This window comes from Allobosea spartocytisi, from assembly GCF_014764685.1.
Classification (GTDB): Bacteria; Pseudomonadota; Alphaproteobacteria; order Rhizobiales; family Beijerinckiaceae; genus Allobosea; species Allobosea spartocytisi.
This window is the reverse complement of sequence record NZ_JACXWY010000023.1, coordinates 1-22,973: the sequence shown is the minus strand read 5'-3', so window position 1 is coordinate 22,973 and position 22,973 is coordinate 1. Positions and strand designations below refer to the sequence as shown.

The window sequence follows — 22,973 nt, the reverse complement described above, 5'->3', positions numbered from 1 at the left end:
GAGCCAAGGATGCAGTCCCATCACAATCCGTAACGTTCTGCTAATGCCGGATCCCTTGCGGCAACCTGCCGCGCCAGATCGACGATCACTTTCGCCTGCTTCCAGGTCGCGTCGTCCTGCATTTTTCCGTCGATCATGACCGCTCCCGAGCCGTCCGGCATCGCTTCGAGGATGCGCTTGGCGAAGATCACCTCGGTCGGGTCCGGGCTGAACACCCGCTTGGCGATCTCGATCTGAGAGGGGTGCAGCGTCCAGGCGCCGGCGCAGCCGAGCAGGAAAGCGTTGCGGAACTGCGCCTCGCAGGCGGCCGCATCGGCGAAATCGCCGAAGGGACCGTAGAAGGGCTTGATGCCCGCCGCCGCGCAGGCATCGACCATCTTGGCCAGCGTGTAGTGCCAGAGATCCTGCTGGGCGACGGCGCGCGGCCCGCCATCGGGGGAGGGGTCGGCGATCACCTTGTATTCGGGGTGCCCGCCGCCGACGCGGGTGGTCTTCATCGCGCGCGAGGCGGCGAGGTCGGCGGGGCCGAGGCTCATGCCATGCATGCGCGGCGAGGCGGTGGCGATCGCCTCGACATTCTTCACGCCCTCGGCCGTCTCCAGGATGGCGTGGATCAGGATCGGCTTGGGCAGCGCATGGCGTGCCTCGAACTGCGCGAGCAACTGGTCGACATAATGGATGTCCCAGGGACCTTCGACCTTCGGCACCATCACGACGTCCAACTTGCCGCCGATCTCGGCCATGATCGCGGTGATGTCGTCGAGGAACCAGGGCGAGTTCAGCGCATTGACGCGGGTCCACAGCCCGGTCTTGCCGAAATCGGCCGCCTTGCCCATGGCGATGAAGCCGTCGCGCGCCGCCTGCTTGGCCTCGACCGGGATCGCATCCTCGAGATTGCCGAGCACGATATCGACCTGCCCGGCGAGCTCGCCGACCTTGGCGCGCACCTTCTCCAGGTGGGGCGGCACGAAATGGATCATTCTTTCGAGCTTGAGCGGGAGTTCCCGGTAGGGCTCGGGGGCGCCGATGGCGAGCGGCCGGAAGAACTGGCGTGGCGTCTTGCTCGTCATCGGGGGCTCCATGCTGCGATGCAGCGAATGTGAGCATGCCTTGGCGAGGCCGTCCATCATGCCTTTGTCGAGCCGGAAGGGGTCCCGAAGGGATCAAGCCTTAGGAAAATAAACTCAATTGGCGAATTAGGTAAATATACCTAGGATCAATATCCTTGATCTGCGGCGGTCTGGCGAAACCATGAAGGCTCCCAACGGTTTGGCGCGCGGCTTGCTGCGTGAGCCGCATCGCCCGGAACCTGTGCCGAAACGTGACGTGAGCCATGAGTCAGCCGAACCACCTCCAGCCCGGTCTTCGCCTCGAAACGCTCGACGGCCTGCGCCTTCTCGCGGCGTTGTCGGTCGCATTGTTCCATTTCGGGTTCTGCGGTCTGGCGATCGGCTTTACGCAGATGTCGCTGCCAGCCGGCGAGAGCGTGCTGAAATACGGCTATCTTGGCGTGCCCCTTTTCTTCGTGATCAGTGGCTTCGTGATCGCCTATTCCGCCGAGGGGCGGACGCCGCTTCAGTTCGCCATTGCCCGCTTCGCCCGGATCTATCCCACTTTCCTGCTCTGCATGACGCTTACCTTTCTGGTGGTGCTCGCCTTGGGCGCGCCGTTCCTGCAGGCCAGCGCTGCGCAATGGGCAGCGAATCTGGTCATCAAGCCCGAGCTGCTCGGTTATCAGGCCATGGATGGCTCCTACTGGTCGATCTTCTACGAAGTGATCTTCTACGGCTGGGTTCTCCTGCTGATGGCGCTGGGAGCTTTTCGGCGCGATCGCTATCCGCTCATCGTTCTCGTCTGGCTTCTGGTTTCCGTTCTCGATCGCGCCTTCCTGTCCAGCAAAATCCTGCGCTATCTCCTCCTGACCGATCAGAGCGCGTTCTTCTGCGCTGGGCTCCTGCTCTATGCCGCCTTCCGGGACGGACATGCGCGGCGCAACCTCGCCCTTCTCACGCTCACCACGGCCGTGGCCATCTATCAAGCTCTCGAACTGACGCAGTGGTACAGGGCGAACTACCACGCTGCCTATGACGACTTCGCCGTCGCCGCTTCCTGCGTGGCGATCGTCGCGATCGTGGCGGCTGCGATCAGGTTTCCACGCCTGCCGCTGCCGTCGGGGGTGACGCTGGCCATTGGCGGGCTGACCTATCCGTTCTACCTGCTGCATCAGCACATCGGCTATGTCGCGTTCAATCGGCTGGGCGATGCACTTTCGCCGGCGGCCCTTGTTGCGGCGGTGACGCTGGTGCTGCTGGTTTTGTCCTGCCTGATCTGGCGTTTTGTGGAACGCCCGGCTCAGAGCTGGACGAAGTCCACCCTGACCGGGCTGGCCGCGGCCGGCGCCTTGCTTCCAGCGAATGGGGCGCGGCCGCGGGCGGGGATTGCCAACTGATCGCGCCCGGGTTTTAGGCTCAGGGCCGATCCTTCGGATTGTTTCGAGGCGCTGCCATCCACTTCGGGGCGTGTGCACGCGCCGGCCCGGAAGCTTTTTGGCCACCTGATCCAGCCATCGACGGATCACCCGGCCGTTCGGTCGGCACCCACAAGGATCCGAACGTTTCGCGATGGCCGACCTTCTCAGCATCTTCAATCTGGTCGCGCCCTTCTTCGGGCTGATCCTGCTCGGCTTCGTCATCGGCCGCTGGAAGCAATTGCCGGAGGAGGGGCTCGCCTGGCTGCAGTTCTTCCTGATCTATGTCGCGCTGCCGCCCTTGTTCTATCGGCTGATCGCCGACAAGCCGCTGAGCGAACTCGCCAATTGGAAGTTCATCGCCTGCACCACCACGGCGACCTTCTGCGCCTTCTGTCTCTCCTTCGCGCTCGGGCTCAAGCATGCGCATGGCAACATGCCCCAGGCCGTGATGCAGGGCGTCGCCGGCGCCTATTCCAACATCGGCTATATGGGGCCGCCCCTGATCCTGGCTGCGCTCGGGCCGGAGGCCAGCGCCCCGGTCGTGCTGATCTTCGTCTTCGACAGCGTCCTGCTGTTTTCGCTCGTGCCGCTCCTGATGGCTTTCGCGGGCGTCGAGAAACGCAGCCTCGCTGCCACGCTGCGCGAGGTGGTCTGGCGGGTGCTGACCCATCCCTTCAATGTCGCGACACTGGCCGGCGTGCTGGCGAGCTATCTCAAGTTCGAGCTCCCCACTGCGATCGACCGGATGACGCTCTGGCTCTCGCAGGCGGCGGCGCCCTGCGCGCTCTTCCTGCTTGGCGTCACGGTGGCGCTGAGGCCGATGAAGTCGATGCCGGGCGAGGTGCCGGGTCTCGTCGTCATCAAGCTCCTGCTGCATCCGCTGCTGGTCTGGCTGCTGCTCTCGGCCGTCGGCGGCATTCCGGCGAACTGGATCTATGTCGCGCTCATCATGGCGGCGCTGCCGCCGGCGCTGAACATCTTCGTCATCTCGACGCAGTACAGGGTCGGCGTCGAGCGCGCCTCGGCCTGCATCCTCGTCGGCACCATCGTCTCGATGATCACGCTGCCGGGCTTCCTGTGGCTAGTGAAGACGGGCAGGATAGCGGCCGATCTCTTCCACTGAGAAAGCCGCCCATGCTGCCGCTGGACGATCTGCTGGTTCTCGATTTCTCGACCCTGCTGCCCGGCCCGCTGGCGAGCCTGTTTCTCTCGGAAGCCGGGGCGCGGGTGATCAAGATCGAGCGGCCGGGCGGCGAGGACATGCGCGGCTTTCCGCCGCGCTTCGGCGAGACCTCCGCTCCCTTCGCCGTGCTCAATCGCGGCAAGCAGAGCGTCGAGCTCGATTTGAAGGCGCCCGATGCGCTGGAGCGGCTGAAGCCGCTGGTCGCGCAGGCCGACATCCTGATCGAGCAGTTCCGGCCGGGCGTGATGGAGCGCCTCGGCTTCGGCTACGAAGCGCTGGCCGCGCTCAATCCGCGCCTGATCTACTGTTCGATCAGCGGCTACGGCCAGGACGGGCCGCGCGCGCAGGAGGCGGGTCACGACATCAACTACCAGGCGGTCGGCGGCCTGCTCGGCCAGTCGCTGCAGCGTGGCGCCGCCCCGCCGCTGCCGCCGCCGCTGGTCGCCGACATCGCCGGCGGCACCATGCCGGCCGTGCTCAACATCCTGTTGGCGCTGCGCCAGCGCGAGCGCAGCGGGCAGGGCTGCCACCTCGACATCGCCATGGCCGACGCCATGCCGACCTTCGCCTGGTACGGGCTGGCGCAGGGCCAGGCGACCGGCTCCTTCCCGGATGGCGGCGAGGCGCTGCTGACCGGACAAAGCCCGCGCTACGGCCTTTACGCGACCGCCGATGGCTGGTTTCTTGCCGTCGGGGCGCTGGAGCCGAAATTCTGGCAGGGCTTCTGCGAGGGCATCGGCCTCGACGAGACCCTGCGCGACGACCGCCGCAACCCGCAAGCGACGCGCGCCGCCATCGCCGCGATCATCGCCGGCGAGAGCGCCGCGCATTGGCGCACCCATCTGGAGCCGCTCGACTGCTGCTGCACCGTGGTCCGCACGCTGGAGGAGGCGGTCGCCGACCCGCATGTCACGGCGCGCGGCCTGCTCGACGCCCAGGCACAGGAGCCGGGCGGGCGCCGGCTCGTCTCGACGCCTTTGCCGCTGGCGCCGGTGTTTCGGGACAAGGCCGCTGAGATGCGGCGCGTCGCGGCAAGCGGCGCCGATACCAGGATCGTGCTGGGAGAACAGTGACGGAACTCTGGACCGTCATTCTCGGGCGCAGCGAGGCGCAGACCCGAGAAGTTCAGGCTGGAGTCTGTTGCGTTTTCACGGAAGCGCTGCGTCATCCCGGACGGAGCGAAGCGGAGATCCGGGCATGACGCCTGGATCTTACCGCGCCGCGCCGCCCGCCAGCCCTTGCCGCATGACGAATCGGCGCAACGGCCCGATCCGCGACAGCGCCAGCAGGCCCGCGCCACGCATCAGATCGGCCGGCAGCAGATCGCTCAGGAGGGTTCGATTGAGCGCGTCGACGGCGCCCGTCCGCAACCGGACATCGGTGCGCCGCGCCGCGTCATAGGCGGTCATTGCCCCTTCCGCGCCCGGATCGTCACGCTCCGCGACCGCATCGCGCAGTGCCGCGACGTCGCGCAGGCCGAGATTGAGCCCCTGCGCCCCGATCGGCGGGAAGACATGCGCGGCTTCGCCGATCAGCGCCATGCGGCCGGCTGCGAAGCGATCCACCGAGAGCCCACCCATCGGGATGCGTCCGCGCGGCCCCGCGACGCTCATCGCGCCGAGCAGCGACTGCACCTGTGTCTCGACCCGCCGGGCGAAAGCGGCATCGTCGAGCGCCGCGACGGCCTCCGCCGCCTCGGGCTCGAGCAGCCAGACCAGCGAGGAGCGCCGGCCGGGCAGGGGAACGAGCGTGCACGGCCCCTGGCGCGTATGGAATTCGGTCGAGATCTCGCGATGGTCGCGGGCATGCGTGAAAATGCCGGTCAGCGCCACCTGCGGATAGCGCCAGTCGCGGCTTGCAATCCCCGCGACGGCGCGGACCTGCGAGTTGCGCCCATCCGCACCGACGACCAGACGCGCGCTGAGCGGCGCAAAGCCGTCTCCGCAAAGCCGCACGGAATCGGCGGCGGGCTCGATCGAGCGGACAAGGCCCGGCAGCAGCCGCAGGCCGGCGCGTTGCCCGGCGGTCTCGGTCAGCACCTCGGTCAGATCGGCGTTCTCGATATTCCAGCCGAAGGCCTCGAGCCCGATCTCCGAAGCGCGGAACTCCACCGGCGGCTGCCGGAACAGGCTGCCGCTGTCGTCGACCAGCCGCATCACGGCAAGCGGCGCCGCCTTCTCCAGCAGCGCATCCTGCAGGCCGAGTTCGGCGAGCAGCCGCCACGAACTGTCGAGCAATGCGACGGTGCGCCCATCGCGGGGCGTCGCCAGCGGGCCGAGCAGCGCGACGCTGCGGCCCTCGCTCGCCAATGCGAGCGCCGCGGCGAGCCCGACCGGGCCCGCTCCCACGATGGCGATATCGACCGAGGCCCCGGCATGCATGCTCATGATCCCTCGCTATCCGATGCACGGCGTTTTGGCCACGGGCCGCAAAGTCGCAAGGTGCGTCTGCATTTGCCGAGGATGCTGCTTTCCCGCGCGATGAACTATGGTCGGTGCATTCATTCGAGGGAGATGTCTTCCATGGTCAAAGCCATTCGCGTGCATAAAACCGGCGGCCCGGACGTTCTGGCGTTCGAGGACGTCACGCTGCCGCAGCCCGGGCCGGGCGAGATTCTCATCCGCAACCGCGCCATCGGCCTCAATTTCATCGACACCTATTTCCGCTCGGGGCTCTATCCTGCGCCGCAACTGCCTTTCACCCTGGGCAATGAGAGCGCCGGCGACGTGCTGGCGGTCGGACCGAACGTCACCGAGTTCAAGGTCGGGGATCGCGTCGCGGTCGTCGCGGCGCACGGCGCCTATGCCGAGGAGCGCATCGTGCCGGCGGCCTCGGTCGTCGCGCTGCCGGAGGGCATCTCCTACGAGGCCGCCGCCAGCATGCTTCTGAAGGGGCTGACCGCCGAGTACCTGCTGCACCGGACCTACAAGGTGAAGCCGGGCGACACCATCCTGGTCCATGCGGCGGCCGGGGCGACCGGCCTGATCCTCTGCCAATGGGGCAAGGCTCTGGGCGCGACCGTGATCGGCACTGTCGGCTCGCAGGCAAAGGCGGAGCTGGCGAAGGCGCACAAGGCCGACCACGTCATCAACTATCGCGAGGAGGATTTCGCGGCGCGGGTGAAGGAGATCACCGGCGGCAAGCTCTGCGACGTGGTCTATGACGGCGTCGGCAAGGACACCTTCATGAAGTCGCTCGACACGCTGAAGCCTTTCGGCCTGATGGTCTCCTTCGGCAACGCCTCCGGCCCGGTCGACGCCTTCAATCTCGGCATCCTCTCGGCCAAGGGCTCGCTCTATGTCACCCGCCCGACGCTGAACACCCACACCGCGAAGCGCGAAACCATGGTGGCGATGGCGAAGAACCTGTTCGACGCGGTGCTCTCCGGCAAGGTCACGGTACCGGTCAACGCCACCTTCCCATTGAAGGACGCGGCGGATGCCCATCGCGCGCTCGAATCGCGCGGCACGACCGGCTCGACGGTGCTCCTCCCCTGATCCTGCTCGTCATGCTCGGGCTTGACCCGAGAATCTCATGACCAGAGGAAGCTGGTTTCCGAGATGCTCGGGTCAAGCCCGAGCATGACGTCAGACGACGGTCACATCCTGCGCCCGGTCTTGCCGGGCGCATTTTTGTTGGCGTCGTGAACCCGCCGGCGCGACGCCGCGACGAATGGATGCCAGCGCAATGCTGACGATCTTTTCGGGACGACGGTCATGTCGACCAGGTTTCAGGCAACTGTTTTTCTTCTGGGTATTTTGAGCCTTTCCGGCGTTGCGCTGGCGCAGCAGCTCCGGGGCCAAGGCCGGCAGGCCACTGTTCCGGCCGCCATCCTGAACGGCGCCGAGCAGGGCCGCCTCCGCGTTCCCGGTGCAGCACGCCTGCGTTACGCCGAAACGGGTTGCGCTGCCGGCGTCTGCACCGAGCCGCCGAAGCGAAGCGAGCAGGCCGAGGCGGCTCCCGTCGCCGATGCCTGCAGCAGCCTCGGCACGGCGCGCGACCGCAACGGCCGCACCATCCGCCGGCTCTGCACCTTCAACTGAGGGAAGTCGGACGCGCTGGAGCGCATTCCGAGGAAACGCGGGTCATCCCGGCCGGAGCAAAGCGGAGAGCCGGGATCTATGCCCGAACCTTCGTCGGAAACGCTCTGGCATGAATCCCGGGTCAGGCCCGGGATGCCCCTGTGTTTCCGCCTAAGATCAGCAAGCTCTAAAGGCGCGGCTCAGACCGCGACGCCGTGCAGGTCGTAGGCGTCGGCGCGCTCGATCTTCACGGTGACGATGTCGCCCGGGCGCAAGGGGCGCCGGCTTGCGACATAGACATTGCCGTCGATCTCGGGGGCGTCCCATTTCGAGCGGCCCTTGGCGACGGTCGGCCCGGCCTCGTCGATGATGACTTGGATGCGCTTGCCGACCCTGGCCTTGACGATGCGGGTGGAAATCTCGGCCTGCGCCTTCATGAAGCGGTGCCAGCGCGCCTCCTTCTCCTCCTCGGGGACGAGGGCGAGGCCGAGGTCGTTGGCGGGCGCGCCCTTGACCGGCTCGTATTTGAAGCAGCCGACGCGCTCCAGCTTCGCTTCCTTCAGCCAGTCGAGCAGGAACTGCACATCCTCTTCGGTCTCGCCGGGGAAGCCGACGATGAAGGTCGAGCGGATGGCGAGGTCCGGGCAGATCTCGCGCCATTTCCGGATGCGGTCGAGCGTGCGGTCCTGATGGGCCGGGCGCTTCATCGCCTTGAGGACATTGGGGGAGGCGTGCTGGAAGGGAATGTCGAGATAGGGCAGCACCAGCCCTTCCTGCATCAGCGGGATGACCTCGTCGACATGCGGATAGGGGTAGACATAGTGCAGCCGCACCCACATCCCCATCTGGCCGAGCTCGCGGGCGAGCTCGAAGAAGCGGGTGCGGATCTCGCGATCCTTGAACATCGACGGCGCGTATTTGATGTCGAGGCCGTAGGCGCTGGTGTCCTGCGAGATCACCAGCAATTCCTTAACTCCGGCCTTGGCCAGCTTCTCGGCCTCGCGCAGCACGTCGCCGATCGGCCGCGAGACCAGGTCGCCGCGCAGCTTCGGGATGATGCAGAAGGTGCAGCGATTGTTGCAACCCTCTGAAATCTTGAGATAGGCGTAGTGCCGCGGCGTCAGCTTCACGCCCTGGTCGGGCACCAGATCGACGAACGGGTCGTGCTTCGGCGGCACCGCCTGGTGCACCGCCGAGACCACGCTCTCATAGGCCTGCGGGCCAGTGATCGCGAGCACGTTCGGGAAGGCGTCGCGGATCTGCTCGGGCTCGGCGCCCATGCAGCCGGTGACGATGACCTTGCCGTTTTCGGCCATGGCCGAGCCGATCGCCTCGAGCGATTCCGCCTTGGCGCTGTCGAGAAAGCCGCAGGTATTGACGATGACGAGGTCGGCCCCGGCATGGCTCTTCGAGAGCTCATAGCCCTCGGAACGCAGCGAGGTGATGATCCGCTCGGAATCGACGAGGGCTTTCGGGCAGCCCAAGGAAACGAAGGAGATTTTCGGCGCGACGGCGTTCATCGGCTGATGGCTTATGTCCAGAATGTCAGGAAGCGCCGCGCGCGTGACACGCGATCGGCGCTTCCTTTGAACCTTTTCAGCCTGATTTGCAATCGAAAGCGGCTCAGGCCGCCGCGCCCGTCGCGACCGGCCGCTCGGGATCCTGCGTCCAGTCGGTCATCGAGCCGTCATAGAGCGCGATCTCGTCGCGACCGAGCAGTTCGGAGAGCACGAACCAGTTCGCCGCCGCCGAATGGCCGGTGTTGCAATAGGAGATCGCCGGCCCCTGCGGCACCACGGCAAAGATCTTCTCCAGCTCAGAGCGCGGCTTGAGCTTGCCGGTGCCGGCCTCGAAGGCGCCCGCATAGTCGCGCGCGATCGCGCCGGGGATATGGCCGCCGCGCGTCGCCTCGGCCGCCTTCTCGCGTCCCTCGAAATAGCTCGGCCCACGCGCATCGACGAGGCTCGCCTGCTTGCTGCGCGATGCGATGAGGGTTGCGTCCGTCGTGCTGCGCAATTGCTGCTGGGCGACGACCGGATAGGGCTCGGTGCTCTTCGGCTGCGACGGGCCGCTCTCGACCGGCCGCTTGGCGTCACTCGTCCAGCCCCTGAAGCCGCCGTCCAGGATCGCCTGCTGGCCGTGGCCGATGAATTTCAGCGTCCAATAGACTCGTGCCGCCGCGGCGAAGTCGGTCGCGGCCGTGCCGGCCGAGACGATGACGACGTCGTCATGCGGCTTGATGCCGAGGCGGCCGACCAGCGCGGCAAGGTGATCGGCGGCAGGCAGCATGCCGGGCGCGTTTCCGACCTTGGCGCGCCAGCCATCGGCGGCATAGTCGGAATGAACGGCACCGGGGATATGCCCGGCCTCGAAGGCTTCCTTGCCGCCATCCGCCGCGGTGCGCACGTCGAGGATGACGAGGTTCTTGTCGCCGAGACGCGCGGCGAGGGCGTCGGGCGTGATCAATCCTGCGAATCCGGGCTGGCTCATGCAGCTTCATCCTTCTGCAGTTCGTCGATCACATCGAGCTCGTAGCTCATCGCGGCGGTCGCCCCGAGCATGATCGAAGCCGAACAGTATTTTTCCTTCGACAATGTGACGGCCCGCTCGGCCTTGGCATAAGCGAGGCCCTTGCCGGTGATGCGGTAGCGCAGATGGATCCTGGTGAAGACCTTGGGGTCGCTGGCCGCGCGTTCGGCCTCGACTTCGACTTCGCAACCGGTCACCGCCTCGCGTCCCTTCTTGAGGATGCTGACGACATCGAAGCCGGTGCAGCCGGCGAGCCCGATCAGCAGCATCTCCATCGGCCGGATGCCGATATTGCGACCGCCATAGTCAGGCGCGCCGTCCATCATCACCGCATGGCCGCTGCCGGCCTCGCCCATGAAGGCCATGCCTTCCACCCATTTCGCGCGTGCTTTCATCGCGATCTCCTGTCCGGATCGAGGACCGGCCGCCCTTGTCGCGGCGGGATTCGGGGGCGGAGGCTAGGGCATCGGGCCCAAAAGTGGAAACCGGTTTTCGGCACCGCCCGATGCCCGGAGAGAGGGATCAGGCGGCGGCGAACAGGTTGCCATGCGTGATGCGCAGCCGCACCCGCTCGCCGATCGCCGGAGCGACCTGGCTGGCGAGATCGACGTCGAGCCGCTTTTTCAACCCCTCGACAGCGACCTCGGCCCGGCGCAGCGGCCCGTTGCGGCGCAGATGCTCGACCGTGCCGGGCAGGGCGAGCGGCGTCTCGTCGACGATGCGCAGATGCTGCGGCCGGACATAGAGGGAGGCCGGGCCGCCCTGGTTCTGCGACAATCCGCCCAGCACCGGCCGGTCGCCGAAGAAGGCCTGGCTGCCGACAACCTTGACCGGCAGCTTGTTCACCTCGCCGAGGAATTCGCAGACGAAGGGCGTCGCCGGATGGTCGTAGACGTCGTCGGCCGAGCCGACCTGCTCGATCTTGCCGGCGTTGAGGATGGCGACGCGGTCGGCAAGCTCCAGCGCCTCTTCCTGGTCATGGGTGACGAACACGGTGGTGTGGCCGACGCGCCCGTGCAATTCGCGCAGCCAGGCGCGCAGATCCTTGCGGACCTTGGCGTCGAGCGCACCGAAAGGCTCGTCGAGCAGCAGTACGCGCGGTTCGATGGCGAGCGCGCGGGCGAGCGCGACGCGCTGGCGCTGGCCGCCGGAGAGCTGGCTCGGATAGCGCTTTTCCAGACCCGGCAGTTGAACCAGTTCGAGCAGGCCTTTGACGCGCTTGCTGATTTCGCTCGCGATGGGGCGCTCCTCGCGCGGGCGGGACCGCAAGCCGAAGGCGATGTTGTCGGCGACGTTCATTGTCTTGAACAGCGCATATTGCTGGAAGACGAAGCCGATGCGCCGGTCGCGCAGCGACAGCGCCCGCGTATCGATATCGCCGAACAGGACCCGGCCCCGGTCGGCCTCCTCCAGCCCCGCGATCAGGCGCAGCAGCGTGGTCTTGCCCGAGCCGGAAGGGCCGAGCAGCGCGACGAGCTCGCCCGGCTGGATGTCGAGCGAGACGCCGCGCAGCGCCGGGAAATTCTCGAAACGCTTCTCGATGGCTTCGATGGTGACGGCGACCGACATGGGGGCGTCCTTCGTCCAGGCTTGGGTCAGTGCCGGCGGCTGGCGGCGATCGCATCGCCATAATGCCATTCCAGCAGGGTCTTGAGCACGAGGGTGACGAGAGCCAGCCCCGCCAGCAGCGAGGCGACGGCGAAGGCGGCCGGTCCCATGTACTCGTTGTAGAGGATCTCGACATGCAGCGGCATGGTGTTGGTCTCGCCCCGGATCTTGCCGGAAACGACCGCGACGGCGCCGAATTCGCCCATCGCCCGGGCATTGCAGAGCAGTATGCCGTAGAACAGGCTCCACTTCACGTTCGGCAGGGTGATGGTGAAGAACACCCGCCAGGGCGAGGCTCCCAGCGTCAGCGCCGCTTCCTCGTCGGCCGAGCCGAGCGACTGCATATGCGGAATCAGTTCGCGCGCCACGAAGGGGAAGGTGACGAAGACCGTGGCGAGGATGAGCCCCGGCAGCGCGAAGATGATCGAGACGCCATGCGCCTGCAGCCACGGACCGAAATAGCCCTGCGCGCCGAAGAGCAGCACGAAGACCAGGCCGGAGATCACCGGCGAGACCGAGAAGGGCAGGTCGAGCAGGCTGATCAGCAGGTTCTTGCCGCGGAACTCGAACTTGGCGATGGCCCAGGCTGCGGCGATCCCGACGACGGTGTTGAACGGCACGGCGATGGCCGCGACGATGAGCGTGAGCCGGATCGCCGCTTGCGCGTCGGGTTCGGTGATCGCGGCGCGATAGGCTTCCCAGCCCCTGGCGGCAGCTTCGACGAAGACCGTGACCAGCGGCAGCAGCAGGAAGAGCAGCAGGAAGGCGAGCGAAACCGCGATCAGCACGAACTGGACGAACCGGCTCTCGCCGCGGGCGCGGCTTCCATCGCGCCGGGCCGGCGCGGTCGCGGCAGGCAAGGTGGCGTCAGACATCGCCGAACCTCCGGCGCGCCCGCGCCTGCACGAGGTTGACCGCCAGGATGAGCGCAAACGAGATCAGCAGCATCATCGTCGCCATCACGGCGGCGCCCGCATAGTCGAACTGCTCGAGCCGGATCACGATCAGCAGCGGCGCGATCTCGGAGACCATCGGGATGTTGCCGGCGATGAAGATCACCGAGCCGTATTCGCCGACGGCCCGCGCGAAGGCCAGCACGAAGCCGGTCAGCAGCGCCGGCAGCACCGGCGGCAGGATGACGCGGAAGACGGTGCGCAAACGGTTTGCGCCGAGCAGCGCTGCCGCCTCCTCGACGTCGCTCTGCAACTCTTCCAGCACGGGCTGGACGGTGCGGACCACGAAGGGCAGGCCGATGAAGATCAGCGCCACCATGACGCCGAGCGGCGTGTAGGCGACCTTGCCGTCGAAGCCGATCGAGACATCGGTGAAGGGGATGGTGAAACGAAAGGCCAGCGGCGCCAGCCACGAGCCGACCCAGCCGTTCGGCGCATAGATGGCGGCGAGCGAGATGCCGGCGACCGCGGTCGGCAGGGCGAAGGGCAGGTCGACCGCCGCGTCGATCAGGCGCCGGCCGGGAAAGTCGTAGCGCACCAGAACCCAGGCGAGGATCAGCCCGAACACGGTGTTCACCAGCGCCGCAAACAGCGCGCCGAGAAAGGAGAGCCTGAGCGCGGCCAACGTCCGGGGCGAGGTCGCCACCGCCCAGATATCGGCCGGGCCGGCGCTGGCGGCCTTCACGAACAGGCCCGCCAGCGGGATCAGCACGATCAGCGACAGCGCCGTCACGGTGATGCCCATCGCCAGGCCGAAGCCGGGCAGGATACTGGGCTCTCGCCAGCGGAAGGACGCCGTCGTTGTCATAGGCTTACCGTGCCGGCTTGTAGAGTTGGTCGAACGTGCCGCCATCGCCGAAATGCGTCGGCTGCGCCTTGGCCCAACCGCCGAAATCCTTGTCGATGGTGACGAGTTCGAGCTTCGGGAACAAGGCGAGGTCCTTGGGGTCGGCCGCCTCGGTGTTGCGTGGGCGGTAGTGGTTCTTGGTGATGATCGCCTGAGCCTTCGGCGTATAGAGGAATTCGAGATAGGCCTGCGCGGCCTCGCGGGTCTTCTTGGCGTCGACATTGCCGTCGACCAGGGCGACCGGCGGCTCGGCCAGGATCGACAGGCTCGGCACGACGATGTCGAACTTGTCCTTGCCGAACTCGTCCTGGGCGAGGAAGGCCTCGTTCTCCCAGGCGAGCAGCACGTCGCCGATGCCGCGCTGGGTGAAGGTCGTGGTCGCGCCGCGCGCGCCGGTGTCGAGCACCGGGACATTGCCGAGCAGCTTGGCGATATAGTCGCGGACCTTGGCGTCGTCCTTGTTGAACGCCTTCTCCGCATAGGCCCAGGCGGCGAGATAGTTCCAGCGCGCGCCGCCCGAGGTCTTCGGATTCGGCGTGATGACCTGGATGCCGGGCTTCACGAGGTCGCCCCAGTCCTTGATCGCCTTGGGATTGCCCTTGCGGACGAGGAAGACGATCGTCGAGGTGTAGGGCGAGGAATTGTCCGGCAGGCGCTTCTGCCAGTCGAGCGGCAGCTTCTTCGAGCGCTCGGCGACGGCGTCGATGTCGCCGGCCAGCGCCAGCGTCACCACATCGGCGTTGAGCCCGTCGATCACGGTGCGCGCCTGCGCGCCCGAGCCGCCATGCGACTGGCGGATGGTCGTGATCTTCCTGTCGGGATGCTTGGCGTTCCAATCCGCCAGAAAGGCGGCGTTGATGTCGCGATAGAGCTCGCGGGTCGGATCGTAGGAGACGTTGAGCAGCTCGATGGACTGGGCGCGGGCTCCCGCGACCACGCCGAAGCAGATCGTGAAGGCTCCCAGAACCAGTCCGGCCCGAAGCAGGCGGCGAAACGCGGGTCGTGTCATGTCAGGGCTCCGTTGCGATCCGGGCGGAGCCCGATTGAGGAATCTCCGCCCGTTCTGAATAACAAACGAAACGTACTGAAATCTCGATCTTGCCACAATGTGGCCGGGCAGCGGTCCCGTTCCAAAGTTTCGACGCCGGGGAGAACACGCATCTCCCCGCATCGTTACGGGCCAAAGCGAGGATGCTTCTCCTCGCCCGCTCTCAGGCGCGGCGGCGATCCGCCTCGGCCTCGGCCAGGGCCGAGCCAAAGGCACGTCCCAGCAGGACCAGAACCGGCCCGATCGCGGAAAGTTCCGCGAGACGTTCCGGCAGGGTTTCGATCGTCGCCGCGATCCGTAGCTCGTCGGGCCGTGTCGCCGCAAGCACGGCTATGGCCGGGGTCTGTGGATCGAGCCCGGCGGCGAGCGCCTTTTCCCGGAAGCCGGGCAGGGTGGCGCGCGCCATGTAGATCACGGTCGAAGCAGCCGGGTCGGCCATGGCGCGCCAGTCGAGATCATCGGGCAATTCGCCTTTGCGCGAATGGCCGGTGACGAATTGCAGCCGCCTTGCATGGTCGCGATGGGTCAGCGAGAGGCCGAGCGAGGCGGCTGCGCCCTGTGCCGCCGAGATGCCGGGCACGATCGCGACCGGGATGCCGGCGGCCTGGCAGGCCTCGATCTCCTCGCCGGCTCGGCCGAAGATTCCGGGGTCGCCGCCCTTGAGCCGCACGACATGCTTGCCCTGCGAGGCTAGCGAGACGATCAGTGCGTTGATGTCGCCCTGTTTCACCGAGGGCCCGTAACCGGTCTTGCCGACCAGCATGCGCTTGGCCTCGCGCCGGGCGAATTCCAGCACGCCCGGCGAGACGAGATCGTCATAGAGGATGATGTCGGCGCTCTGCAGCGCGCGGATCGCCTTGAGCGTCAGCAGTTCCGGATCGCCCGGCCCGGCGCCGACCAGCGTGACCCGGCCCTTGCCGTCGAAGGACGATTCGAGCTGTGCGAGCTTCGCGAAAAGCTCGGCCGCGTCCTGTTGCGTCGGTTCGCGCTCGGGCTCGGCCATCGCCTTGCCGGCGAAGAGCTCCCAGAAGGCACGGCGCAGGGCGAAGGGCAGTTCGCGCGCCTGAACGCTCGGGCGCCAATCGGTCGCGGCCTGCGCCCAGCCCTTCAGCCCGGCCGGCAGCAGCGCCTCGATCTTGGCCCGGATCGCTTGCCCGAAGACGGGCGCGGCCCCGTCGGTCGAGACGGCGACGACGAGCGGCGAGCGGTTGACCAGCGCACCGAAGGCGAAATCGCAGAATTCCGGCTTGTCGACGATGTTGACCGGGGCGCCGGCAGCGCGCGCGGCCGCGACGAAGGCACGAATCTCTTCGGTATCGTCGAGATCGGCGACGGCAAGCGCGGCCCCATCGAAATCTTCCGGCGACCAGCGCCGGGCGTGGATATGGATGCGCGCGGCGGGATCCTCGGCGAGTGCCGCGAAAGATGCCGAATCGCGGCCGGCGAAGATATGCAGCTCCGCTCCCGCGGCCGCGAGCAGTTCGGCCTTCCACAGCGCGCCTTCGCTGCTCCCGGCCAGCACGGCCTTGCGGCCGGCCAGCTTGTGGAACAGCGGCAGCGTCGCCAGCGGCTCGATGCGCCGTGCGGTCGTCTCGGGGCGTCTTTCGCTCATCGCGTGGTCGCTATCGCCTTCCCATCCGTCGCCATAGGCGCCCCGCCAGCGGGCGGCACCAGCAGCCACAACGCCGCCAGCGCGAGGATGATAAGACGAAAGCATAGATCGAGCCAACGGCTGCGGGTCGTTTGGTCGGGCCGCAGGAGCATTTCGACCTCACCAGCCATGCTGTCCTCCTCGATCGTGACCGGCGCGATGCGCCGGCTCGCGCCGGTTTGCCCGCTGGCCGGTGTGGTGATGCTCATGGCGTTGCCGCTGATCTGGCCGCCGCGTCGATACGCGCCGCGCGCCGCTGATCCAGGATGTTGCGCTCCGGCGTGCCATAGCCGCGCTGATAGGTCCGGCTGAACGAATCCCGGGCGCGCAGCCATTGTTCGACAGGCTGCCGCGCCGCGCTGGCCTCCGGCAGCTCGACCGTGTCGAAGCCGCAGGAGAGGGCATAGGCGAACTGGTCCGCGATCAGCGGCCCGCTGGCGCGCAACTCCCCGCCGAAGCCCGCGCGCCGGATCTGGCGGGCCTGGCTGAAGCCGCGCCCGTCGGAATAGGCGGGAAAGGCGATGGCGACGAGCGCGAGGCGCGGCAGGAACGGGGCGAGCTCCGCCGTCGGGAGGTTGTTCGGGATCAGGACGCCAATGCTCTGCCCGGGCACCTGCCGGTCGAGCGCCTCGGCGAGGAACTCCCATGGCACGATCGCCGCCGGAATATTGTCGATCGCCGCCCCTTCGCTGCGGGTCCAGCCATCCGCGCGGGCGCCGTTTCGGTCAAGCAGCGGCACGGGTCGTCTCCTGGAAGGCGGCCTTGAAGGGGGCAAGCCCGATCCGGCGGACATTGTCGATGAAGCTCTCGCCCTCCGCCCGCTCGGCGAGATAGACCGCGATGATGCGCTCGATCGCATCCGGCACATCCTCAGCCGCGAGGCCAGGGCCGAGGATCTCGCCGATCGCGGCGTTCTCCGTGGCGTCGCCGCCCAGCGTGATCTGGTAGGATTCGATGCCGCGCTTCTCCAGCCCGAGAATGCCGATATGGCCGACATGGTGGTGGCCGCAGGCATTGATGCAGCCGGAGATCTTGATGCCGAGCGGTCCGATCTCGCGCTGGCGCGCCTCATTGGCGAAGCGCTGCTGGATCGCCTGCGCGATCGGGATCGAGCGGGCCGTCGCTAAGGCGCAGTAATCGAGGCCGGGGCAAGCGATGATGTCGGTGACGAGGCCGATATTGGCCTCCGCCAGCCCGGCTTCGCCGAGCTTCTGCCAGATCGCGAAGAGATCGCGCTGGCGCACATGCGGCAGGACGAGGTTCTGCGCATGGGTGACGCGCAACTCGTCGAATGAATAACGCTGCGCCAGATCGGCGACCACGCGCATCTGCTCGGACGTCGCATCGCCCGGCGCCTGGCCGATCGGCTTCAGCGAGATCGTCAGCGCGGTATAGCCCGGCACCTTGTGCGGCGCCGTGTTGACCTCGACCCAGCGGGCGAAGGCCGGGTTGCTGGCCTTGGCCGCCTCCAGCGTGTTGCTGACGGCCGGGAGCGTCTCATAGGCCGGCGGCGCGAAATAGGCGGCGATGCGCGCGACCTCTTCCAGATCGGCATTGATCGAGGGGCCGTCGAGCTGCGCGAACTCGGCCTCGACCCGGCGGGTGAATTCCTCGGCGCCGATCTCGTGGACGAGGATCTTGACGCGGGCCTTGTACTTGTTGTCGCGCCGGCCCTCGAGATTATAGACCCGCATGATCGCCTCGAGATAGGCGAGCAGGTCCTTCTTGGGCAGGTAGTCGCGCACCACCTTGCCGATCATCGGCGTGCGGCCAAGCCCGCCGCCGACGCTGACCTCGTAGCAGACCTCATGCGTGTCCGGGTGCCGGCGCAGGCGCAGGCCGATATCATGCGCCTTGATCACGGCCCGGTCGGCTTCGGCGCCGGTCACCGCGATCTTGAACTTGCGCGGCAGGTAGCTGAATTCGGGATGGGCCGAGGACCATTGCCGGATCAATTCGGCGGTCGGGCGCGGGTCCTCGATCTCGTCCTGCGCGACGCCGGCGAAATGATCGGCCGTGACGTTGCGGATGCAGTTGCCGGAGGTCTGGATGCAGTGCATCTCGACATCGGCGAGCAGGCCGAGGATCTCCGGGATATCGCGCAGCTTCGGCCAGTTGAACTGCAGGTTCTGGCGCGTGGTGAAATGGCCGTAGCCGCGATCGTACTTCTCGCCGATCAGCGCGAGCTGACGAAGCTGCCTGGAATTCAGCGTGCCATAGGGGACGGCGATCCGCAGCATATAGGCGTGGAGCTGGAGATAGACGCCGTTCTTGAGCCGCAGCGGCTTGAACTCGTCCTCGGTCAGCGAACCGTCGAGCCGGCGCGAGACCTGATCGGCGAATTGCGCGACCCGCTCGCGGACGAAGCGCTCGTCGAATTCATCGTAACGGTACATCGATCAACCTTTGGGCGCGGACGCGATACCCTCGCCGGCCTGCTTGCCGAGATCGGGACGATTGCTGGGACCGAGCGTCTTGAAGCGCTCGCGGAAATGGCGTGGAACCGGATGGCCGCCCTCGATCGCGACATCGACGAGATAGGCGTCGACGACGGTGTTGCCGCGCAGCCCGGCCGCGGCGAAGGCTTCGAGCCCATCGGCCGCGGCATCGTCATTCGCGACCAGTGCCTGCGCCGGATCGCGCGTCCAGACGAGGGTGCCAGCTGCGCCAGCCGTCGCGAAAACGACATCGCCGTCGAGCAGATCGTTGGCCAGCAGGATCGCCGGCAGCGGAACGCGCTTGGCTGCCGCAGCCATCAGGCGAACTCCGCGCCGCTGGCTTCAGCCGGTCGATGATCGAGGGTCAGTCTCGCCAAGGCTTGCGTCCGATACGTTCGTTTTTCCGAACGCGTAAAATAAAGCAGCCTTCGACACGCTTCAATTCACGTCAGATAGCGTGATTTTCTCTATTACCATCCATTTGGAGTAATTTTATCCTGCGGCCGTCTCGGCGCCTCGCTTGCAGGAGCGGCGAGACCCGGATGTGGAATGGCCGAAGATGACACGCAACGTTCTGAAATCGAACACTGAGCCGATGCGCGCAGGCGCTTCCGGCGGCTTTTTCGTGTCATGGCCGAGCGCGGCCGACATTCTCGATCGCAATGGCGGCGAGGGACCCGGTTTCAATGCCTTGCGTCTCACCCTGTCGCTGACCATTCTCGCCGTCCATTCCGGCTGGGTCGCCGGCGCCGATACCGGCGAAGACTGGACCGGCTGGCATGGCCTCTTCCTGCTCAGTCTCGTCCCGGCGTTCTTCGCCCTGAGCGGCTTCCTCGTCACCGGCAGTGCGTCGCGTACTGGCGCGGTGCGCCCCTTCATCACCCTGCGCGCCATCCGCATCGTCCCGGCGCTCTTCGTCGAGATCGCCCTCTCGGCGCTGGTGCTCGGGCCGCTGCTGACGACATGGGCGCTGCGCGACTACGTCAGCGACATCCGGTTCTGGGAGTATTTCGGCAATGTCGTCGGCCGCATCCGCTTCGAGCTGCCCGGCGTCTTCGAGAGCAATCCCGTGGCGAACACGGTCAACCAGAACCTCTGGACGCTGAAGCCCGAATTCTACTGCTACATCGTGATGGCCTTGATGATCGCCGCCGGCCTGCTGCGCCGACGCGTCCTCTTCGCGGCGCTCACGATCGGCATCATCATCGCAGCGACAGCCTGGGCCTATCTGCGCGGATTCGGCGTCACCGAGGGCAATTACCACTGGACCGTCGTGGTGTTCTATTTCCTGGTCGGCTGCCTCTATTTCCAATGGCGCGACCGGCTGAAGATCCATTGGAGCCTGTTCGCCGCGGCGCTCGCAGCCTCGATCGCCCTGATGTCGGCGCCGCGCGAGCTCTCCTTTCTGGTGCCGCCCTTCCTGACCTATTGCGTCGTCTATATCGGGCTCTTGCCGCTCAAGCTGCCGCAGCGCATCCGCAAGCTCGATGTCTCCTATGGCATCTATCTTTATGGCTTCCCGATCCAGCAGGCGCTGGTCAGTCAGCTCGACGTCGTTCATGGCAGCGGGCTCGTGCTGTTCGCGGTTTCCGCGCCGCTCGTGGTGCTGTTCGCGCTGTTCTCCTGGCTCTGGATCGAAAAGCCCTTCCTGGCGGTGAAGCCCTATGTGCTCGGCCAGAAGTCCTGGCGCCGCCAGCCCCGCCCGGTCGTGCTGCCGGCCGGGTGACGGGCGGCCTCAGCCCGTCCTCACCCGCATCCGCCGCAGCAATTCGAGCCCCATCACCGCCGTGGCGAACAGGGTCCAGAGCGGGTCCGAGCGGTTGAGCAGGAAGGCTTCGAGCATCCCGATATAGGTCATGAAGATGACGATCATGACGAAGAGATCGGCCAGCCTGGCCCTGTCCGGCGTTCGGGCGGCGGCGAGATAGCTTCCCAGCGGGCGGATCAGCAGCAGCCAGATCATGACGACGGCGCCGGGGACGCCGAACATCAGCATCGCGTCGAGATAGCTGTTATGGCCCGAGCCGATGCCGCGCACGTCCCAGCTCGCCTCGAAATTCTCCTCCAGCCCGGTGACCACCGGGGTCTGCCAGAAGCTGGCATAGCCGTAGCCGAGCCAGGGCTTCTCGGCGATGCGGGCGAGGGCGAATTTCCAGATCTCGTCACGGCCGGTATAGGTCGGGTCCGAGATCAGCGCCGCGCCGAGCCTGTAGAGCTGCGGCGACATCACCGTGCCGACGGTGAGGCAGGCGATCACGGCGACGAGCAGGATGTGCAGGGCGACGGCCAACCCCGGACGCCCGCTGAACCGCCCGAGGACAACGAGCCCGATCGCCATCGGCAGGAAGCCGAGCGTCGTCTTCGAGCCGCTGTTGAGCACGAAGACGACGCACAGCGTCACGATCAGCGCGCCGCGCCATCTCAAGCCGCTGCGCCAGCAATAGATCCCGATCATCGCCATCATCGAGAAGACCGGCGCGGCGAAGTTCTTGTGCGAGAGATGCCCGCGCCAGTCGCCGGCATGGACGCCCTCGACGCCCTCGGCGCTGTGCACGGCGAGATGGGGCGCGACGAGCAGCACGCCATAGACGATGGCGAGCACGGCGAGGCAGGCATTGGCCGCCGCGAGCGCGAAGCCCGGCTCGTCCTCCGGCAGCACCAGCACGCCCGCGACCAGGATCATCGCGATCGCGCCGAGGAGCAGGCCGCGCAGCGCCGCCGCCTGGTCGAGCGCCTGGACGGTCGAGAGCGCCGCGATGGCGAAGACCGTGAGCCAGGTCCCGAGCCCGAGCCGCGCCAGCACCGGCCGTGGCTTCAGCCGGAGCATGGCCGCGAGATAGAGCCCGCCCAGCACGAGATAGCCGATCTGGTTGACGATATTGCCGCTGCTGGGCGCGCCGATCTGCGACGGGTCCGGCGGCGGCGCGAAGGGCTGCAGCGTCAGGATCAGGATGAACAGCGCGAGACCGGAGAGGAAGGTCGCCAGCCGGCGCAGGCGCAGGGCCTCCTGAGCGCGCCCGGATGCGCTCCCGGCCGGGCCTGCGGCGGCCTGCGTGATGCTCCCTGTCTGGCTCATGGCGTCGCGGCGGTCCGTGTGCCCTGCGGCCCGCAAGGGCCTCCACGCGCCATCCTATGACAGAGGCTCGTTAAGAGCCCGTCATTCCCCGCTCATGACGCCGACCGCCCGGTCCCGGCGGTCAAGCCTCCCGCCGCCGCCGTCATGCGCGGGCCCGGAGGATCCCGCAACGACGAGGCTGCGGCGCCCCGGATCGACGGCGTGCCCGGGAACCCCGCGGTCATCCCGGGCTTGACCCGGGATCCATGCCGGAACCCATCAGAGCAAGGCTCAGGCCCGGATCGCGGATCTCCGCGGAGTTTTCAAATCCTTGGGCCGATCGAGGATTGGATCCGAAGGCTCCGTCCGGGACGACCCGCGTTTCCAAGAACATGCGGCGAGCGTCTACCCGCCTTAGCGCCTGCGCTCCGCCGCGATACGGGCCTCGGCCTGCGCGATCGCCTCGTCGGGGTCGAGCCCATTGGCGCGGTTCTGCATCGCATAGGCGAACGACCTGCGGGTATCGTCCGGCATGGCCTGCAAGACGGCGTGGAAGCAGGCGCCGCGCGCATCCTGGCAGGCGCGCATCCGCTTGCAGTTTCTGTTCGGGCAGACGCGAAAGATTTCGAGCTGGTCGGTCAGCCGGCGAAACAGGGCGTGCCGCGCCCTCTGGCAGCTCTCGAAATCGGTGATCGGCGGGATGGCGGCTGGGGTGTTCCGGCGTTTCGGCATGGCGGGGCTCCGGTCGGGTGAGGCAGGCGGGATCGTCCGCCCGCGCGGATGCGCGGCGGGGTCGCAAGGGTGGCTAGGCAGGGCTGGCGGAGCGCCGCGAGGCGCAAGGGAATCCGCAACCGTTGAGCCAGGCTGCGGCGCGGCGGGATTGAGCCACCCGTCGCACGCCCCGTGGCGCTCCGCCTTCGGCGATTTCGGACTCCGGGCCGCGCTTATCGGGCTTGGACGGTTCAGGATGGCGGGTTTCGACGCCAGTTCCCCTCATCGGGTTGTCGCGTCGTGGCCGCACCCGTCGTCAACCGCCGGCCGTTCCCAGCGAGCTCCTCGCACAGGGATCGTAATGTCCCCAGGGCGGTGCCCCGAAGCCTCCCGGGAGCAGGGCGTAACCCCCGCCCGCAGGCGCCGACCCTCACCCAACCTCCAGCATACCTCCGGAC

22 protein-coding genes are annotated in these 22,973 nt (G+C 67.2%); 6 read left to right on the top strand and 16 right to left on the bottom strand.

All coding sequences use genetic code 11. The annotated features are described in order from the left end of the window. Window positions 1–20: 20 nt before the first annotated feature. Window positions 21–1,070 carry an HpcH/HpaI aldolase/citrate lyase family protein gene (locus IED13_RS24145; protein ID WP_191125709.1) on the bottom strand — a complete coding sequence of 350 codons (1,050 nt, stop codon included), beginning with the start codon at window positions 1,068–1,070 and terminating at the stop codon, window positions 21–23. A 263-nt stretch (window positions 1,071–1,333) separates the two neighbouring features. On the opposite strand from IED13_RS24145, the gene IED13_RS24140 reads away from it, so the two are divergent. The 3 genes from IED13_RS24140 to IED13_RS24130 all read left to right on the top strand — a co-directional run bounded on the left by IED13_RS24140 (window position 1,334) and on the right by IED13_RS24130 (window position 4,726). Then, entirely contained in the window at window positions 1,334–2,449 is a 1,116-nt protein-coding gene (locus IED13_RS24140) for an acyltransferase family protein (protein ID WP_191125708.1), read from the top strand. Window positions 2,450–2,621: 172 nt separating this feature from the next. Then, the gene (locus IED13_RS24135) at window positions 2,622–3,593 is read left to right on the top strand and encodes an AEC family transporter (RefSeq protein ID WP_051988442.1); all 972 of its coding nucleotides are present in this window, start codon (window positions 2,622–2,624) and stop codon (window positions 3,591–3,593) included. 11 nt (window positions 3,594–3,604) lie between these two features. Then, window positions 3,605–4,726, top strand: a complete 1,122-nt coding sequence (locus tag IED13_RS24130) for a CaiB/BaiF CoA transferase family protein (RefSeq protein WP_191125707.1) — start codon at window positions 3,605–3,607, stop codon at window positions 4,724–4,726. Window positions 4,727–4,864: 138 nt separating this feature from the next. Here IED13_RS24130 and IED13_RS24125 read toward each other — a convergent pair whose 3' ends face one another. Next, complete coding sequence (locus IED13_RS24125; RefSeq protein WP_191125706.1) at window positions 4,865–6,040, bottom strand: UbiH/UbiF family hydroxylase; 1,176 nt, start codon at window positions 6,038–6,040, stop codon at window positions 4,865–4,867. Between the two features lie 135 nt (window positions 6,041–6,175). Here IED13_RS24125 and IED13_RS24120 point away from each other — a divergent pair, with 135 nt between their 5' ends. Together IED13_RS24120 and IED13_RS24115 are read left to right on the top strand one after the other, a co-directional pair. Beyond that, window positions 6,176–7,150, top strand: a complete 975-nt coding sequence (locus IED13_RS24120; protein WP_191125705.1) for a quinone oxidoreductase family protein — start codon at window positions 6,176–6,178, stop codon at window positions 7,148–7,150. 219 nt (window positions 7,151–7,369) lie between these two features. Beyond that, window positions 7,370–7,696, top strand: a complete 327-nt coding sequence (locus IED13_RS24115; RefSeq protein ID WP_191125704.1) for a hypothetical protein — start codon at window positions 7,370–7,372, stop codon at window positions 7,694–7,696. 179 nt (window positions 7,697–7,875) lie between these two features. On the opposite strand, the gene rimO is transcribed toward IED13_RS24115, so the two are convergent. From rimO to IED13_RS24055, 12 genes are all read right to left on the bottom strand, one after another. Beyond that, window positions 7,876–9,195 carry a 30S ribosomal protein S12 methylthiotransferase RimO gene (rimO, locus tag IED13_RS24110; RefSeq protein ID WP_112762158.1) on the bottom strand — a complete coding sequence of 440 codons (1,320 nt, stop codon included), beginning with the start codon at window positions 9,193–9,195 and terminating at the stop codon, window positions 7,876–7,878. 103 nt (window positions 9,196–9,298) lie between these two features. Then, entirely contained in the window at window positions 9,299–10,165 is an 867-nt protein-coding gene (locus IED13_RS24105) for a sulfurtransferase (RefSeq protein WP_191125703.1), read from the bottom strand. Next, window positions 10,162–10,599 carry an OsmC family protein gene (locus tag IED13_RS24100; protein WP_191125702.1) on the bottom strand — a complete coding sequence of 146 codons (438 nt, stop codon included), beginning with the start codon at window positions 10,597–10,599 and terminating at the stop codon, window positions 10,162–10,164. Before IED13_RS24100 ends, IED13_RS24105 begins: the two co-directional genes overlap by 4 nt. A 127-nt stretch (window positions 10,600–10,726) precedes the next feature. Beyond that, window positions 10,727–11,773, bottom strand: a complete 1,047-nt coding sequence (locus tag IED13_RS24095) for a sulfate/molybdate ABC transporter ATP-binding protein (protein ID WP_038367506.1) — start codon at window positions 11,771–11,773, stop codon at window positions 10,727–10,729. Between the two features lie 26 nt (window positions 11,774–11,799). Further along, window positions 11,800–12,687 carry a sulfate ABC transporter permease subunit CysW gene (cysW, locus tag IED13_RS24090; protein ID WP_038367504.1) on the bottom strand — a complete coding sequence of 296 codons (888 nt, stop codon included), beginning with the start codon at window positions 12,685–12,687 and terminating at the stop codon, window positions 11,800–11,802. After that, on the bottom strand, window positions 12,680–13,573 hold the full coding sequence (gene cysT / locus IED13_RS24085; RefSeq protein WP_038367502.1) for a sulfate ABC transporter permease subunit CysT: 894 nt from the start codon (window positions 13,571–13,573) through the stop codon (window positions 12,680–12,682). The genes cysW and cysT overlap by 8 nt, the downstream gene beginning before the upstream one ends. Before the next feature lie 4 nt (window positions 13,574–13,577). Further along, window positions 13,578–14,621 (bottom strand): sulfate ABC transporter substrate-binding protein, encoded by a 1,044-nt coding sequence (locus IED13_RS24080; protein WP_191125701.1) that lies wholly within the window; start codon window positions 14,619–14,621, stop codon window positions 13,578–13,580. Window positions 14,622–14,823: 202 nt separating this feature from the next. After that, window positions 14,824–16,272 (bottom strand): siroheme synthase CysG, encoded by a 1,449-nt coding sequence (gene cysG / locus IED13_RS24075; protein WP_191125700.1) that lies wholly within the window; start codon window positions 16,270–16,272, stop codon window positions 14,824–14,826. Next, complete coding sequence (locus IED13_RS24070) at window positions 16,269–16,520, bottom strand: hypothetical protein (RefSeq protein ID WP_191125699.1); 252 nt, start codon at window positions 16,518–16,520, stop codon at window positions 16,269–16,271. Before IED13_RS24070 ends, cysG begins: the two co-directional genes overlap by 4 nt. After that, a complete protein-coding gene (locus tag IED13_RS24065; RefSeq protein ID WP_260368335.1) occupies window positions 16,517–17,050 on the bottom strand; it encodes a DUF934 domain-containing protein in 534 nt (177 codons plus the stop codon). The genes IED13_RS24070 and IED13_RS24065 overlap by 4 nt, the downstream gene beginning before the upstream one ends. After that, a complete protein-coding gene (locus IED13_RS24060; protein ID WP_191125697.1) occupies window positions 17,037–18,707 on the bottom strand; it encodes a nitrite/sulfite reductase in 1,671 nt (556 codons plus the stop codon). Before IED13_RS24060 ends, IED13_RS24065 begins: the two co-directional genes overlap by 14 nt. 3 nt (window positions 18,708–18,710) lie before the next feature. After that, window positions 18,711–19,067, bottom strand: a complete 357-nt coding sequence (locus IED13_RS24055) for a DUF2849 domain-containing protein (RefSeq protein ID WP_038367490.1) — start codon at window positions 19,065–19,067, stop codon at window positions 18,711–18,713. Between the two features lie 241 nt (window positions 19,068–19,308). On the opposite strand from IED13_RS24055, the gene IED13_RS24050 reads away from it, so the two are divergent. After that, window positions 19,309–20,475 (top strand): acyltransferase family protein, encoded by a 1,167-nt coding sequence (locus tag IED13_RS24050; RefSeq protein WP_191125696.1) that lies wholly within the window; start codon window positions 19,309–19,311, stop codon window positions 20,473–20,475. A gap of 9 nt (window positions 20,476–20,484) precedes the next feature. Here IED13_RS24050 and IED13_RS24045 read toward each other — a convergent pair whose 3' ends face one another. After that, complete coding sequence (locus tag IED13_RS24045; protein ID WP_191125695.1) at window positions 20,485–21,825, bottom strand: O-antigen ligase family protein; 1,341 nt, start codon at window positions 21,823–21,825, stop codon at window positions 20,485–20,487. 393 nt (window positions 21,826–22,218) lie between these two features. Further along, complete coding sequence (locus IED13_RS24040) at window positions 22,219–22,536, bottom strand: hypothetical protein (protein WP_191125694.1); 318 nt, start codon at window positions 22,534–22,536, stop codon at window positions 22,219–22,221. Between the last annotated feature and the right edge of the window lie 437 nt (window positions 22,537–22,973).